The organism is Desulfobulbus propionicus DSM 2032, from assembly GCF_000186885.1.
In the GTDB taxonomy this organism is placed as follows: Bacteria; Desulfobacterota; Desulfobulbia; order Desulfobulbales; family Desulfobulbaceae; genus Desulfobulbus; species Desulfobulbus propionicus.
Window position 1 is genome coordinate 1,568,870 of record NC_014972.1, and the last position, 14,460, is coordinate 1,583,329.

Genomic DNA, 14,460 nt, shown 5'->3' on the forward strand with positions numbered 1-14,460 from the left:
CGGACGGGAAGAAGCTTTTTTCTTCCCGTCACGTTATCCTCTGAAAAGACGAGTCATTTTGTCATGGAGACCTTCCGATGCCCATCGGTGGAGCAGTGATCGCGATTCGGCCAGCCGATATGGAGACGGCCACAACTCAGTTGCTTGCCCTGGCCGGGGTGGAAATCCACGGCGCGGATCAACGCGGCAACATTGTCGCGGTTCTGGAGACCCAAACCTGCGACGAGATGGAGCGGCTGCTCACGGCAATCAATGAGTGCCCCCTGGTTCTCCATGCCGGCCTGACCTACCTCAACATGGAAGACCAACTGGCGGACACGGTCAATACGCGGACGCGACCAACCGGGGAAGATGGAGCCGGAGTGTGAAGCGCCGCCACCTCCTCAAACTGCTCGGCCGCCTGGTGACCGCCTCGGCTGTTCTCGGGGTGCGCGAGGGCCATGCCAGCCTGTTCCGGTCGCCGGTGACCACCAACCGCCTGCGGCCGCCCGGCGCGGTGCCGGAGGAACGTTTTGCCGGCCAATGTATTCGCTGCGGCCGCTGCGTGGAAAGCTGCCCCTACCGCTGCATCACCATGCTCGATATCCGCGCCGGCATCCACGCGGGCACGCCGTTGATCGCGGTGGAACTGAAACCTTGCGCCCTGTGCATGAAGTGCGTGCTTGTCTGTCCCACCGGCAGCCTGCGCAGGGTTGCGCAAGAAGCCACCCGCATGGGCACGGCGGTGATCAACCGGTTTACCTGCGCCGCCTGGAGCGGAGTGGCCTTGTGTCGGACCTGCTACGATGTCTGTCCGTTCAAGGAGCGGGCCATCGTTCTCAGAAAGCTGATGCCCGAAGTGATCGAGGACGCCTGCACCGGCTGCGGCCTTTGTACCCATGCCTGCCCAATCGTCACCGACAAGGGGCTCAAGGCGGTCAACATTGAACCGTTGGCGAGAGTCCTTCCGACATGAATGCCCGCCGTCAGATTCAGCCGTTGGCCATCGCCGCCCGGGTCCGTTACGACACGTGGCGCCGTCTGTTGTTGGCCGTTGCCTTTCTTCTTTTGTTGATCAACCCGGCGCTCAACTATTTTTTGGGGATCACCTTTGTCCAAGGCTGGTTCCAATCGCTGGGCATCGGCGAACTCCGCCTGATTTCGCCGCTCGAAGGGATGGAAAGCCTGCTGGTCACGAGACAGTTCTCGTTCTCGACCCTCATCGGCATGCTGATCCCCTTGTTGCTCGCCGTCTTGCTTGGCCGAGTTTTTTGTTCCTGGATCTGCCCGATCAGTTTCTTGGCCGAGACGGTGGCTGTTGTCAGGCAGCGGATCGCCCGGGAAAAAAATCTTCGCGACCGGCTGGTGCTGGCTCGGCGGGTTCTGTGGTTCACCTTGATCGCCGAGCTGCTTCTCTCCCTCGTCCTCGGCGCGCCGTTATTTGTTTTCCTCTCGCCACCCGGTCTGGTGGGAAGGGAATTGATGATGGCCGTCTACTTCCGCAATCTGGCCTGGGAAGGTGTCCTGATCATCGTTATTGTACTGCTGGAGTTGCTGACCCGTCGTTTCTCCTGCCGCTATTTCTGTCCACTGGGCGGACTGCTGGCCCTAGTCGGCATGGTCAGGCGATTGGTGATCCGGCGTCATGCCGAGAGCTGTACCGGCTGCGGCCGTTGTGATCGCGCCTGTCCCCTCGGGCTTGCGCCGAGTAGGGATGAATCGCTCTCCGCCTACTGCTGGAATTGCGGCATGTGTGTCGACAGCTGCGACCACGGCGCCTTGGCGTTTTGCTGGCGGGGAGGACCCGTCGCCACGGGGCAGGGGAGAGGGGATGCGCCCCCACCAAGCGCCATGATCGGCGTGATTGAGAAAAAATAATCAATGAATCCGTTGCGAAAGACCTGGCGGCACCGGCCACTTCGCCAAGGTATTCGTTGACTATCCCCCCGTGATTTGTCATAACATCTCCGTCGAGAGTGGTACAGCGTCTTGTTCAATAACCGAGGAGGAGAGGATGAAAAAACGAAATGGTGCCCTGCGGATGCTCCGCTGCGGCTGGTTGTGCGTGTTGAGTTTGGTACTGATGACCTCGCTGGCCCAGGCGGCGGCTATCAAAATCGGTGCCATTTTGGCCGAAACCGGTCCGGCGGCCTTTTTGGGCGGCCCGGAAGTCCGATCGCTGCGCATGCTGGTCGAGGAGCTCAACGCCAAGGGAGGGATCAACGGCAAGACCATCGAGTTGATCGTCAAGGACTCCGCCGGCAGCCCGGAGAAGGCGGTCTCCTTTGCCAAGCAGTTGATCGAGGAGGAAAAGGTGTTCGCCATCATCGGCCCCTCGACCAGTGGCGAGAGTCTCAGCATCAAGAAGATCGCCGAGGACGGCAAAACCATTCTGATTTCCTGTTCGGCGGCGGAACTGATCGTCAATCCGGTGGCGCCGCATGTGTTCAAGACCGCGCCCAGCGACAGCTATGCGGCCCAGCAGATTTTCATGACCATGCAGAAGAAGGGGATCAAAAAGATAGCGGTCCTGGCCGGCAACGACGGGTTTGGCAAAGCGGGCAAGGAACAGTTGGCGAAGAATGCCCAGGCATTCGGTATCACCATTGTCGCCGAGGAAGTGTATGACAAGAGCGCCACTGACCTGATGGCCATTGTCGCCAAGCTGAAGGCCAATGCCGAGATCGAGGCGGTGGTTAACTGGTCGATCGTGCCGGCTCAGTCCATTCTAGCCAAGAATATCCGTCAAGCCACATGGGATGTGCCCCTCTACCAGAGCCACGGATTTGCCAACATCAAATACGCCGAGACAGCGGGTGTGGCCGCCGAAGGCATCATCTTTCCCGCCAGCCGCCTTCTGGTTGCCGAAGCGTTGCCCGCCGGACCGCAGCGGGACTTTCTGCTGAAATACAAGAATTCCTATGAATCCAAGTTCAACGAGAAGGTATCCACCTTTGGCGGCCATACCTACGACGCCATGACCATTCTCGCCAAGGCCATCGAGGTCGGCGGCGAGGATCGGGAAAAGGTGCGCGCCGCCATTGAAAATATCAAAGGATTGATCGGCACCGCCGGCACCTTCAATTTCTCGCCCACCGATCATGGCGGATTGGGGCTGGATGCCTTTGCCATGCTCACGGTCAAAAACGGCCAGTTCGTCCTGCTGGAACAGTAATCGGCCTTGTCAGCGGGGATGCTCTCCCGCCGGACAGTGAATGAGGGGAAGGGAGCCAGCTGGTTCCCTTCCCCTTTTTGCGGTGCGCTCCCCTGGACCGTTGCCAGCGGAAAAGAATGGCCTGTCCGTCTTGCCGTGAGCACGGCTTCATGGTATAGGAGGCGCAATTTCGCACCAACCGCCTGCACAATGCTGCCGGCAAGCGCCTCTGTTCAATTCGTCCATTCTGTCTAACAAGGAGAACAACGCACCATGGAACGTACATTTGCCATCATCAAGCCCAACGCCTTCCTTGCCGGCAATGCCGGGAAAATCATTGCCCGCATCTATGCCGAGGGGTTCAAGATTGTTGGCATGAAAAAGCTCTATTTGAGCAAACGCGAGGCCGAAGGATTCTATTACGTGCACAAGGACCGGCCCTTTTTCGGCGAACTGACCGATTTCATGTCCAGCGGACCCTGCATCGTCATGGTGCTGGAGGCGGAAGGGGCGATCAAGAAATGGCGTGATCTGATGGGCGCCACCAATCCGGCCAATGCCGCCGAAGGCACCCTGCGCCGTGAATTCGGCGATTCCCTGGAAGCCAACGCCACCCATGGATCCGATGCCCCGGAAACCGCGGCCTTTGAGATCGGCTATTTCTTTTCCGGCCTGGAACTGCTGATGTGATTGCCTCCGGGTTTTCATTTTGCCAACCACAAAAAAAGGCGGCCCCGAGGGACCGCCTTTTTTTGTGTCATTTCGATGAGATCACAACTTAAGAGGTGAATTACTTCCCTCCTTCCAGCAACTGTCCCTGCATTTCAATCAGTTGTTCCAGCAGGCTGTTAGTCAACTCGGCTTTCTGCTGCATCATTTGCTGGCACATGGCCATGTGTCCCATGTCCATGCCGCCGTGCGGCATAGCCGAACCGGCGTGCCCCTGCTTGTCGCCATGTCCCTGACCGTGTTGCATGTTTTGCATCATGGGACACTTGCCTGATTGCATCATCGCCCCGCAACCGAGACCATTGAGCATGTTCAAGGCTTTGGTCATTGAGGTTAGGTGCGCCTGCATCAATTGTTTGCGCTCCTGCACATCGGTAGTGGCCTTGATGGCCGTCATCTCGGTGCGCAGTGTGGCGACATGAGCCATGATCGCCTCATGTTGTTTGTGCATGGCGGCCATGTCATGACCGGCTGGCGGTTGTGCCGCTTCTCCAGCCTTGTCCGCGGCATGGCCGCTATGGTCGGCAGGTGGCGCGGGGGAAGCGGTGTTGTGTGTGCCGTGATCCATGGCCGCAGGGGGCGGCGGCACGGTCGGTTGCTCTTCCGCAAACGCCGATGAACCGCCGGCGAGAACAAGGAAAAGGGCCGCGACAACAGGAAAAAGGTGACGACGAAACATGGGAAATCTCCTGGATGGTTGGTGCGCATATCCTGCGCAACACAGTTGTTTGAGGTACTTACAGGATAAACCCCAATCCGGGATCGTCAAGGAGAAAAATACCACATGGTGGTTGTTGGTAAAATGTATCTTATTGTGGTATTCACCTTTTTCCTTGATGATAGATTTGCTCCCGGTGAACAGCGATGGCGGCGTCGGCCAGATAGTCGTCGAAGTTGGTCATCCTGTCGATCACACCCTTGGGCCCGATTTCGATAATCCGGTTGGCCACGGTGGCCACGCATTCGTGGTCGTGGGAAGCAAACAGGATCACCTCGGGATAAGCAATCAGGCCGTTGTTGAGCGAGGTAATCGATTCCAGGTCCAGATGGTTGGTCGGCTCGTCGAGGAGCAGCACGTTGGCGCCGCTCAGCATCATCCGTGCCAGCAGGCAGCGCACCCGCTCGCCGCCGGAGAGCACGGAGGTCTTCTTGAGCACTTCGTCGCCGGAAAAAAGCATCCGGCCGAGAAAGCCGCGCGAATAGCTTTCGCCCTCGCTGGCGGGAATGAACTGGCCAAACCATTCCAGCAAATTCATGGAGCTGGTGAAAAAGGCGCTGTTCTCCTTGGGGAAATAGGACGGAGTGATGGTCTGGCCCCAGCGGAAACTGCCCGAATCAGGCTCCAGCTCCCCCATCAGAATCTGGAACAGGGTGGTCTTGGCCAAGCCGTAGGTACCGACAAAAGCGATCTTTTCCCCCTTGCCAACGGAAAAACTGAGATTGTCCAAGACCTTAACCCCGTCGATCGTCTTGCTCAAGCCATCGACTTCCAGGATGACGTTGCCGCAGGGCCGATCCGGCTTGAAGGCAATCCATGGGTATTTGCGCGAGGAAACGGGCATTTCCTCGATGGTGATCTTATCCAGCAGTTTCTTGCGCGAGGTGGCCTGCTTGGCCTTTGAGGCGTTGGAGGAGAATCGTTGGATGAATTCCTTGAGTTCCGCCACTTTGGCGGCGGCTTTCTTGTTTTCCTGCTGCTTCTGGGCAAGAGCCAGCTGGCTGGCCTGGTACCAGAAATCGTAATTGCCCACATAGACCCGGATCTGGCCAAAATCGATATCCGCCATGTGGGTGCAGACCTGATTGAGGAAATGGCGGTCATGGGAAACGATGATCACCGTGTTGGGAAAGCGAATGAGAAACTCTTCCAGCCAGGCGATGGACTGGACGTCCAGGTTGTTGGTCGGCTCGTCCAGCAGCAGGATGTCCGGGTTGCCGAACAGGGCCTGGGCCAAGAGCACCCGCACTTTGTCGCCACCGTCCAAATCCTTCATCTTCAGGCCGGTCATTTCCTCGGGAATACCCAGGCCGCTGAGCAGCACATGGGCCTCGGATTCGGCTTCGTAACCGTTCATCTCGCCGAATTCGACCTCAAGATCGCCGCAGCGCATGCCATCCTCCTCGGACAGCTCGGGCAAGGCGTAGAGCCGCTCTCGCTCCATTTTCACCTCGTAGAGCCTGCGATGTCCCATGATCACCGTGTCCAGCACCGTGTGCTCGTCATAGGCGAACTGATCCTGCTGAAGGACGGCGATCCGTTCCTTGGGATCGATCGATACCTCGCCCTTGTCCGCTTCCTTCTGGCCGGCGAGTATCTTGAGAAAGGTCGATTTTCCCGCGCCGTTGGCTCCGATCAGGCCATAGCAGTTGCCGTGGGTGAATTTGATGTTGACGTCTTTGAAAATGACGCGCTTGCCATAGGAAAGCGCGATGTTGGTCGCTTGCAGCATAAAAGGACTTCCTGTGAAAAAAAAGAGTGCCACGGTATTCATCGTGACAGGGACGGGATATTCCGGGGAACACCGCACGCTTTTGCGCGGCGTTGTTGAAAGAGCGGCGAACCTACCCTGAAATGGCTAAAAAATGAAGCAAAAAAAGAGAAATCCGTTTTTTTGCCCATTCCCGCGCCGGAGCTGGCCGCCGCCACTGAACGGGCAAGTGGTGCAGGCAGCCCGCAAACGGCAGGTCAAGCACAAGCGGTTGGAAGGCATTGGCAGGTACCCCGGAATGTGCTAGGCTCTGCGCCGTTTCACGAGAGATCACCCCAACAACATCATCCCGAGACCATCCCCATGACCACCGCCTTGAAATACCTCACCTTTGCCCTCATGGCCTGCTGCGCCTTGGCCCCAGCCGCAAGCGGAGCGAAAAAACTGAAAACATACGGGAATCAGGAATTCGGCTTCAGCTGCAACTATCCGGCTTCCTGGGCGATTGGGCCCTCTTCCGTGCCCAATGTCCGGGTCAAGGTGGCGGCTCCGGCCAAGGGCCCGAACGCGGAATGCACGGTCATCGTCAAACGTTACCCCAACGCGGCAAACGCCCAGCAAAGCGACATCGATCAAATTTTCATCGAGCCGCCAACACCAGCGGAGCTTGAGGAAGTCTTGGGCCAGGGGGGCGGGGTCGTCAAGGTGGTCAAGGCCAGCGCGGGTAAGCTTGATGTCCGCCCGGCACATCTGGCGCGATTCCAATACCGGACAAGCGGCAATACCTACATCTCGGGTCAGGTGGTCATGACCGCCACTCCTGGCTTGACCTGGTCGGTTTCCTGCGGTGGTCAAGGACCTGATCCGGCAACGGCTGAAAAGAATTTTCAGCATTGGGAGAGCACAATCAACGACTTCCTCGCATCGTTTCGGTTCAAATGATGCAGAGGCAGCACTCTGCCTGTGAAAGTGGCCACTTGGCTCCTCGTTATCAACAATTTCTTGTGAAAGTACGGCTACCGCGGAGAAAGCGGATTGATCGGTCCGCCGGGTCGCAGGGCGGCAGGCTCGCATCCGGCGGTCTGTTTCGTCAGGAGAAGGGTGATGGCGCCCGCTGTCAATAGCAGCAGGCCGATCAGGCAGGCAACGCCTGGCCAGCCCATGTGAGTCCAGCAAAACCCGCCCGCGGTTCCGGAAACGCTCGCTCCCAGATAGTAAAAAAACAGATAGAGCGACGAGGCTTGGGCCTTGGCCGTCTTCGCCTGCCTGCCGACCCATGTCGAGGCAGCCGTGTGGGTCACGAAAAAACCGCAGGTGAACACGGCAATCCCCACGATGACCAGGAGAAGAACGCCCGTCAGGGTCATGCTCAGACCGGCGGCCATGACGGCCAGTCCGACGCGGAGGGTTGCGCCGCGACCGATGCGGTTGACCATCTTGCCGGTCAGGGACGAGCAGCCGGCGCCAAAGAGATAGGAAAGAAAAATAAAACTCACCAGGGTCTGGGTGAGGCCGAATTCGGCTCCGGTCAACCTGAATGTTATGTAGTTGAACAAGGTGACAAAACTGCCCATGACCATGAAGGAGATAGCGTACAGGCAGCGGAGGGTCGGGTCGAGGAGCTGTTGGTACAGCGAGGTGAAGAGATAGCGTGTTTCGAAGGGGCGCCGGCGGAAATGGGTTGAGGGGGGGAGGCTGTAAGCAAAATACAGGCTCAGTCCAAGGCAAAGGATCCCGACCAGGCCCAAGGCGATCTGCCAGGAGAAGAAGTCGGTGATGGTGGCGGTGAATATGCGTCCGGACATGCCACCAATCGCATTGCCGGCAATGTACAGGCCCATGGCGGTGCCGATGGTGGCTGGTTCGATTTCCTCGCTCAGGTAGGCCATGGCCACCGGAGGCAGACCGGCCAGCACGATTCCCTGGACGAATCGAAGCGTGACCAGCGAGACCAGGGAGTGGCTGAATGCGCTGCACAGGGCCAGCAGCGAGGTCATGACCAGGGAAAAGATCATCACCGGCCGGCGGCCGAGCGTTTCGGAAATGGTTCCGGCGATCAGCATGGCGGCCGCCAGGGTTAGGGTGGCCGCCGACAGCGGCAGGCTGGCCAGGGCAGGGGGAATGTCAAATACGCGGGCAAATTCCGGCAAGAGCGGTTGGACATCGTACAGGGTGATGAAGGTGACGAATCCGGCGGCAAACAGGGCCAGGTTCGCCTGGCGGAAGGCAGGGCTGCCGCTTTGCATGCGGTTGTTGTTCATTGTGGTGTTGGTCGACTGTTTTTGAATGACGGCGAGCTTGTCCATGCACGTGGCAACACCGGGATGCAAAAGGTTTCCGGAAGGAGCGGACCCGCCAATACGCTGGTGTGCATGCACCTATGATTGGGGTGACAATACCAATGAACTTTTTATAAATAAAATATATAATTATTATTGTATTGATAAATAAAAAGTATGGAAAAGGGCTGTGGACCTACGTCAACTGAAATTCTTCGTCGAAATCGCCCGTCACGGCAACTTCACCAAGGCAGCGGAAACCCTCAACATCGCCCAGCCCGCCCTCAGCATCGCGATTCAGAAGTTGGAGGAAGAACTCGAACTGGTGCTGTTCAACCGGCAGAAACGGAAGGTGGCGCTTACCGCCGAGGGAGAGGTGTTGCTCACCCATGCGGAACGCATTCTCGATGACCTGCGGGCGGCGGACATGGAAATGGCCGATTTGAAGGGACTGGGCATGGGAGAAGTCCGCCTGGGCATCACCCCGATGATCAGCACCTATTTTTTCCCGGCCATTATCCATGATTTCACCCGGCAATATCCCAGATTGCACATTTCCGTCTCGGGCGAGGGGGCGGGCAGCATCCAGAAAATGATCAGCCAGGGCGAACTGGACATGGGCGTCATTGCCGGCGGCCTGATTCCGGAGAACTTGGAGGTGCGCCATATCCTGCGTGAAGAGGTCATGGTCTGTGTCCCGGCGGACCACGCCTTCACCCGGCGCCGCGCGGTGCGCTACGCGGATTTCGCCGGCGAGCCGTTGATCATGTTCAAGGAGGGGTATTACCAGCGGGAGATGCTCCTGGAAATCTTCAAGGAATTGCCGGGTGCGCAGCCGAACATCGTGTTTGAAACCAATCTCTTTTCCCTGGTCAAGTCCTTGGTTAAACGCGGGTTGGGCATCTCCACCCTGCTCCGGATGGTGGCGGAGGACGATCGGGATTTGTGTGCGGTGTCGTTCGATCCGCCGCTGCATCTCGACCTCATGCTTGCCTGGAAAAAAGGCGCCTATTTATCCCATGCCAATCAGGCGTTCGTCGATTTTCTGATGGAACAGATCCGGGGCTACGACAGAAATCGCCTGGCCGTCCGTTGAAGCAGGAGGCAAACCGCTCGGGCGGATCGCGTGTTGCGGTCCAACCACTGCATGTATTGGACAACATCGAGCTCAACGGGGCGAAAGGTTCCTGCATATCCGGCCGGCCGGTCCCGGGCGGTGTTTCCGCCAAGGACCGGCCGGCTCTTGCGTTCTTTTGAGGGCATGAACCGGATTGAGAACAAGGGGTATTGGCAGGGGCAACCACGCGGCGCTTCAATCACAAGGCGCAGGTACGCCTCTCCTGAAATCGATTCGGTCAGGTTCCTGGGGTGGAGAACGCCTCGAACAGGTAGGCGGTTCCCACCATATTGGTCGCCTGAGCGCAAGCGTCGAGGACATCGCTGTCACTCCACCCCAGGTTGCGGAGGGCCGCCACCTCCTCCTGGGTGATTTTCTGCTTATCAAGCACACGGGAGACTGTCGTGAACAAGGCGTTCTCCGCTTCGTTGAAGGCTTCCACGGGCTTGCCCGCGACCAAATCCGCCAAATCCTGTTCCGACAATCCGGTTTTGTTGAGCCACATGCGGTTCAACATCGTGCAGTGATCGAAGCAAACTTTCTGGGCCGCCAGCAAGCGGATGGCCGCAAGCATGGGAAACGACAGCGCCTGATGCTTCATGAAATATTTTATTTGGGTGAAGAAAACTTCAAGTAATCCCGGACTGGCGCTCATCAACTGCAAGGGAGCGGGAACCGGGCTGCGTTTTTGGGTGAAATGCTGGTACACGTCCGCGGCGACCCCGGCCGCTTTTTCTGGTGTTTGATATGCAAGCGTGAACATAATCTCTCCTCCGTGTTTTATAGTAGACTGGTCGTCTATTAACCGTGCGCGCTGAATGCGGCACGATTGCCTCGTCGAGCTTACCGCAACAACACTGAAAAAATCATAGAGTGAAAGTTTTCCAGAGGTTCTGGCCCGGCGACAGCTTTCATGCGGATCAGAGCCCCTTGCCAGGCCGATATGATGAATCGAGCCGTGGCATCGGGATCGAGGTGGCTCGGGATAAGCTGTTGTTCATGAGCCAACTCGAGTTGACCGCGCACAAAGGCGATCAGGCGTTCCAGCGAATCATGCAATTTCTCGCGAAAGGCCGGGTGAATGTCGCCCATTTCCTGGATGAGATTGCCAATGGGGCATCCCTTGATGTAGCCGCTGGCGGCAAAGTGGTCGTGAAACCAGAGAAAGAACCGTTGCAGCCGATCAACAGGAGAAAGGCTGTCGTCTTTGATGACCGGCCGCAACTGCTCGGCAAATTGCTCGCGGTAGTGGTCAATGAGGGCCAGGCCGAAATCATCCTTGCTTTTGAAATAAAAATAAAAGGAACCCTTGGGAACGCCGGCGGAGTGTAAAATTTCCTGCAAGCCCGTAGCGTTGAATCCCTTGTGATGAATGATCTCTCCGCCGCAGGCGAGAATGTGCTCTTTCGTCTTCGAAAACATGACTCGATATTAGACCGGTCGTCTACTATCTGTCAAGTATTTTACCTTTGGTCGATACAACCCGACGGTCTTCTCGCCGTGCGTGCCCCTCTTGCGCACCGCCGACACCTGCTGTCGTCGGCCACGTTGTGGCTTTCGCGAGTTTCTGGACGCTCATGAAGGACCCATGCGGTTGCATTGCGTGTGCATCTGTTGCCGTGGTAGACGGCACATTGCCCCCTATCCGCATGCCGATGGACGTTGCACACTATTTCCTTGACATTTCCTGGACGATGGTTTCTATCCTCCTACAGTTCAGGTGTTCGCGAGAACGCAAGAGGGAACCCCGCGCGAATCGGGGACGGGCCCGCCGCTGTGACCGAGGACGAACGCTGCACCATGTCACTGACCAAGAGGTTGGGAAGACGCAGCCAGTAGGATGATCCGGGAGTCAGAAGACCTGCCTGAATGGTTGTTTGGAGACGACTGCGTGGACGGCGTCGTACCCGGTTTGCATTATTTCTGCGGATAAACAGGGCTATCCCGGATCGAAATCTTGTATTCGATCCGGGATTTTTTTTGTGCGATGCCCAGGAACCGCGGGCCGTGGCCATCCATGCAGAGGACTCCGTCACTCAACTGTGCGAGGAGCCACCATGCAGACCCGTCATCAGGTTACATTCCCATCCGCTATCGGCCGCCATCGGAGTGGCGCGCCAATGGATGATGCCTTCCGTGCCGCTCCATCGACGACTCCCCCCTTCGCTTTGCCTCCCGGCCCATCGATCAGCACCATGGACTTGCCCTCTACGGGGACGAGCCATGTTGAACGTTGTTTGCATCTGTTGCCAATTCGCCGGTCTCTGCTTTCCCACCGACCTCCTCGCCCCGTCGGTGTGCCGCAAATCCCCGCATGCGTTTTGTTGATATTTTACGCCGTTTTTCCGCCACGAGCGCGAGGACGAAGCTCTTTCTCCCGTATCGATGCGGCCATGCGCGCGTTGGATCACATACGAACCCTTTACAGGAGGTGACAATGAAATCGAGGAAAAGCATGAACCCGTCCCACGTGTTGGCGGCCCTGGCCCTGTTGCCGTGGACCACTGACCCGGTACTGGCCAACGAGCAGGAGGTCACGATGTCCGAGGAACTGCAGATCACCCACGAGGCGGAAGATATCGTGGTCACGGCCGCGCGGACGGAAACCCTGCTCAAGGAAGCCACCAAAAGCATCGACATCGTCGACAGCGAGGATCGGGAGGAACTCCAGCAATATTTTCTGCCCGAATTGCTGGACAATGAACCCGGTGTCTTTCTCCGCAGTCTCGGCGGCGTGGGGCAATGGTCGAACATCAGCATCCGTGGCGCCGGGTCGCAGCATACCCAATACCAGTACAACGGCATGCCCCTGCGTGACGCCGCCGACACCCAAAGCACTCTGCAGTATTTCATCGAGGATATGTACAGCGGGGCCAGCCTCGACCGGGTGGAGATCCTCAAGGGAACCAACAGCACCCTCTACGGCTCCCAGGCCATGGGCGGGGTGATCAACATCATTCCCAAGAAGTGGCAATCCGGACCAACGGCGGAGTGGCGCAACGAGTTTGGACCCAACAACACCGCGATCACCAACGCCCGGGCGGCCTATGGACAAGAAAAATTCTATGTCGATGTCAACCCGCTGTACGTCACCACCGATGGAGCAAACAACGATGGCCCCCACGGCTACTGGTACGACAACACCGGCGCCACCTTTGGCGCGGGCGTCAAACCGACCGACAGAACCGCGCTGGAATTCAGCGCCCTGTTCACGGATTCCGACGTGGCCCTTGGCAGTTCACCTTCGCTGGGTGCCGATGGCAGCCTGGTCAAGAACCAGGCCTATGCGGACCAGCATCGCGAAGGGCAATTCTATCAATTGGGACTGAATTGGACGCAGGCGATCTCCTCGCTGTGGGATTACTCGCTCAAGGGGTCTCAAGGCACCACCGAGCGTCATTACTTCTGGTCTGCCACCAACGGCGATCAATCCAAGTATGAGGGGGAAACCAGTTATTTGGAACTGCAACACAATCTGCATGTGAATCAGTGGCTGACCTTCAACCTGGGCGCCGATTACGAGCAATCGGAGTACGACGGCCAGGAGCCTAAAAACCCATATGCCGGCGACTACACTCCGGTCCGTTTCGAAGAGTCATGGGGCAGCAAGGATGCCTTTGGCCAGGCCCAGTTGGCCCTGCTGGACCGTAGCCTGTTCCTCAACCTGGGCGGCCGCTACAACGATCATGAAGCATTCGACGGTGAGGCGGTGTGGGAAACCTCGGCCGCCTATTTGTTCAAGAATACCGGAACCAAGGTGCATGCCCATGTGGGCACTGGTTATCGCACCCCCGGATTATACGAAATTTATGGTGGCTATCTGTATAACGGCAACCTGGTCACCGTCGGCAACCCGGACCTGCAGCCGGAAAAAAGCACAAGCTACGAGATGGGCGTCGACCAAAGCCTGGCAGGCGGCAAGGTGCAGGTCGGCGTGACCTATTTTGAAACTCGGTTCGATGACATGATCATTTTCGACAATACAGCCATGCGCTACGAAAACGCCAAGGAGGGAGAGAGTTCGGGCGTTGAAACCTCTATCCGGTTGCATCCCTGGAAGCTGGTCCGCTTTGATCTGGCCTACACCTACATCGACTCCCGCTCCAAGGCCGACCAAGATGCCGATTGGAGCCGCAATACGTATCTGCCCAGGAACAAGGTCGATTTCATCGTCACTTTCTATCCCATGGACAAGCTGACCATGGCCGTGGACGTCAACTGGCAGGATGAAAAGATCGTCCCACTGTATGACGCCGGCTGGAACAGTGTCCGATGGGAGGAGGACGGCGTGACCACCGTCAATCTGTCCACCACCTACAAGGCCCTGCAAAACATGGAACTATTCGCCCGGGTCGACAACCTGTTCGACAAGGCGTACACGGAATCCGGGTACTGCATGCCGGGAATTTCCGTGTATGGCGGCTTGAAGGTGCATTTTTAGGGTCACCGCACAACCGGCGGCCGGCTTTGACATGGTCCAGAGCGGGACCGTGGCCGTGGCAGTGGTGCGCGGAGCGAGAGCACGGTCCGCTCCATGGTCGATTTTTCTTGCTGTTGCTGCTTGTAGGAGCGACGAACTGCGAGGGATGAAGAAGGGCTTCATGGAGTTGGCCGATACCCAGGTGACCAGCAATGCCGACGGCAAAAACAAGATCGTGGTCGAGGCCGGCCGGGCCAAAGGCGAACACGCCCTGCATTGCCTGCAACGCTCCACCCAGAATGCGTCCCGCATGCCTGCATCCTTTCGGGCCTGACCAACGGGGGACCAACCAG

The 14,460-nt window shown here is 57.8% G+C and carries 14 protein-coding genes and 1 riboswitch; of the genes, 9 read left to right on the forward strand and 5 right to left on the reverse strand.

The window, feature by feature from the left end; all coding sequences use genetic code 11:
• Window positions 1-77: 77 nt before the first annotated feature.
• The 5 genes from DESPR_RS06870 to ndk all read left to right on the forward strand — a co-directional run bounded on the left by DESPR_RS06870 (window position 78) and on the right by ndk (window position 3,823).
• On the forward strand, window positions 78-368 hold the full coding sequence (locus DESPR_RS06870) for a chaperone NapD (RefSeq protein ID WP_015724084.1): 291 nt from the start codon (window positions 78-80) through the stop codon (window positions 366-368).
• Window positions 365-955, forward strand: coding sequence for a 4Fe-4S dicluster domain-containing protein (locus DESPR_RS06875; RefSeq protein ID WP_015724085.1), 591 nt, complete (start codon window positions 365-367; stop codon window positions 953-955). The genes DESPR_RS06870 and DESPR_RS06875 overlap by 4 nt, the downstream gene beginning before the upstream one ends.
• Window positions 952-1,857, forward strand: coding sequence for a 4Fe-4S binding protein (locus tag DESPR_RS06880; RefSeq protein ID WP_015724086.1), 906 nt, complete (start codon window positions 952-954; stop codon window positions 1,855-1,857). Before DESPR_RS06875 ends, DESPR_RS06880 begins: the two co-directional genes overlap by 4 nt.
• A 136-nt stretch (window positions 1,858-1,993) precedes the next feature.
• Window positions 1,994-3,154 carry an ABC transporter substrate-binding protein gene (locus DESPR_RS06885; protein ID WP_015724087.1) on the forward strand — a complete coding sequence of 387 codons (1,161 nt, stop codon included), beginning with the start codon at window positions 1,994-1,996 and terminating at the stop codon, window positions 3,152-3,154.
• A 252-nt stretch (window positions 3,155-3,406) separates the two neighbouring features.
• Window positions 3,407-3,823 carry a nucleoside-diphosphate kinase gene (gene ndk, locus DESPR_RS06890; protein WP_015724088.1) on the forward strand — a complete coding sequence of 139 codons (417 nt, stop codon included), beginning with the start codon at window positions 3,407-3,409 and terminating at the stop codon, window positions 3,821-3,823.
• A gap of 100 nt (window positions 3,824-3,923) precedes the next feature.
• Here the strand turns inward: ndk and DESPR_RS06895 are convergent, their stop codons facing one another.
• Window positions 3,924-4,541 carry a hypothetical protein gene (locus DESPR_RS06895; RefSeq protein ID WP_015724089.1) on the reverse strand — a complete coding sequence of 206 codons (618 nt, stop codon included), beginning with the start codon at window positions 4,539-4,541 and terminating at the stop codon, window positions 3,924-3,926.
• 142 nt (window positions 4,542-4,683) lie between these two features.
• Window positions 4,684-6,312 carry an ABC-F family ATP-binding cassette domain-containing protein gene (locus tag DESPR_RS06900; RefSeq protein ID WP_015724090.1) on the reverse strand — a complete coding sequence of 543 codons (1,629 nt, stop codon included), beginning with the start codon at window positions 6,310-6,312 and terminating at the stop codon, window positions 4,684-4,686.
• A 342-nt stretch (window positions 6,313-6,654) separates the two neighbouring features.
• Here DESPR_RS06900 and DESPR_RS06905 point away from each other — a divergent pair, with 342 nt between their 5' ends.
• Window positions 6,655-7,233 (forward strand): hypothetical protein, encoded by a 579-nt coding sequence (locus DESPR_RS06905; protein WP_015724091.1) that lies wholly within the window; start codon window positions 6,655-6,657, stop codon window positions 7,231-7,233.
• 74 nt (window positions 7,234-7,307) lie between these two features.
• Here the strand turns inward: DESPR_RS06905 and DESPR_RS06910 are convergent, their stop codons facing one another.
• Window positions 7,308-8,597 (reverse strand): MFS transporter, encoded by a 1,290-nt coding sequence (locus tag DESPR_RS06910; protein ID WP_015724092.1) that lies wholly within the window; start codon window positions 8,595-8,597, stop codon window positions 7,308-7,310.
• Between the two features lie 163 nt (window positions 8,598-8,760).
• Here DESPR_RS06910 and DESPR_RS06915 point away from each other — a divergent pair, with 163 nt between their 5' ends.
• On the forward strand, window positions 8,761-9,666 hold the full coding sequence (locus DESPR_RS06915; protein ID WP_015724093.1) for a LysR family transcriptional regulator: 906 nt from the start codon (window positions 8,761-8,763) through the stop codon (window positions 9,664-9,666).
• A gap of 259 nt (window positions 9,667-9,925) precedes the next feature.
• Here the strand turns inward: DESPR_RS06915 and DESPR_RS06920 are convergent, their stop codons facing one another.
• Window positions 9,926-10,450: a hypothetical protein gene (locus DESPR_RS06920; protein WP_015724094.1), complete on the reverse strand. Its 525-nt coding sequence runs from the start codon at window positions 10,448-10,450 to the stop codon at window positions 9,926-9,928.
• 80 nt (window positions 10,451-10,530) lie between these two features.
• Window positions 10,531-11,109, reverse strand: coding sequence for a TetR/AcrR family transcriptional regulator (locus tag DESPR_RS06925; RefSeq protein WP_015724095.1), 579 nt, complete (start codon window positions 11,107-11,109; stop codon window positions 10,531-10,533).
• A gap of 279 nt (window positions 11,110-11,388) precedes the next feature.
• Window positions 11,389-11,570: riboswitch (cobalamin riboswitch) on the forward strand.
• A gap of 554 nt (window positions 11,571-12,124) precedes the next feature.
• Here DESPR_RS06925 and DESPR_RS06930 point away from each other — a divergent pair.
• Together DESPR_RS06930 and DESPR_RS18450 are read left to right on the forward strand one after the other, a co-directional pair.
• Window positions 12,125-14,128, forward strand: a complete 2,004-nt coding sequence (locus DESPR_RS06930; protein WP_015724096.1) for a TonB-dependent receptor plug domain-containing protein — start codon at window positions 12,125-12,127, stop codon at window positions 14,126-14,128.
• The gene (locus DESPR_RS18450) at window positions 14,121-14,441 is read left to right on the forward strand and encodes a P-loop NTPase family protein (protein WP_272867050.1); all 321 of its coding nucleotides are present in this window, start codon (window positions 14,121-14,123) and stop codon (window positions 14,439-14,441) included. The genes DESPR_RS06930 and DESPR_RS18450 overlap by 8 nt, the downstream gene beginning before the upstream one ends.
• The last annotated feature ends 19 nt before the right edge of the window (window positions 14,442-14,460 follow it).

Bases quoted from the DNA above. Each gene is read 5' to 3' on its own strand.
- DESPR_RS06870 (WP_015724084.1), top strand. From the start codon at position 78: ATGCCCATCGGTGGAGCAGTGATCGCGATTCGGCCAGCCGATATGGAG.
- DESPR_RS06880 (WP_015724086.1), top strand. From the start codon at position 952: ATGAATGCCCGCCGTCAGATTCAGCCGTTGGCCATCGCCGCCCGGGTC.
- DESPR_RS06885 (WP_015724087.1), top strand. From the start codon at position 1,994: ATGAAAAAACGAAATGGTGCCCTGCGGATGCTCCGCTGCGGCTGGTTG.
- ndk (WP_015724088.1), top strand. From the start codon at position 3,407: ATGGAACGTACATTTGCCATCATCAAGCCCAACGCCTTCCTTGCCGGC.
- DESPR_RS06895 (WP_015724089.1), bottom strand. From the start codon at position 4,541: ATGTTTCGTCGTCACCTTTTTCCTGTTGTCGCGGCCCTTTTCCTTGTT.
- DESPR_RS06900 (WP_015724090.1), bottom strand. From the start codon at position 6,312: ATGCTGCAAGCGACCAACATCGCGCTTTCCTATGGCAAGCGCGTCATT.
- DESPR_RS06905 (WP_015724091.1), top strand. From the start codon at position 6,655: ATGACCACCGCCTTGAAATACCTCACCTTTGCCCTCATGGCCTGCTGC.
- DESPR_RS06910 (WP_015724092.1), bottom strand. From the start codon at position 8,597: ATGGACAAGCTCGCCGTCATTCAAAAACAGTCGACCAACACCACAATG.
- DESPR_RS06920 (WP_015724094.1), bottom strand. From the start codon at position 10,450: ATGTTCACGCTTGCATATCAAACACCAGAAAAAGCGGCCGGGGTCGCC.
- DESPR_RS06925 (WP_015724095.1), bottom strand. From the start codon at position 11,109: ATGTTTTCGAAGACGAAAGAGCACATTCTCGCCTGCGGCGGAGAGATC.
- DESPR_RS06930 (WP_015724096.1), top strand. From the start codon at position 12,125: ATGAAATCGAGGAAAAGCATGAACCCGTCCCACGTGTTGGCGGCCCTG.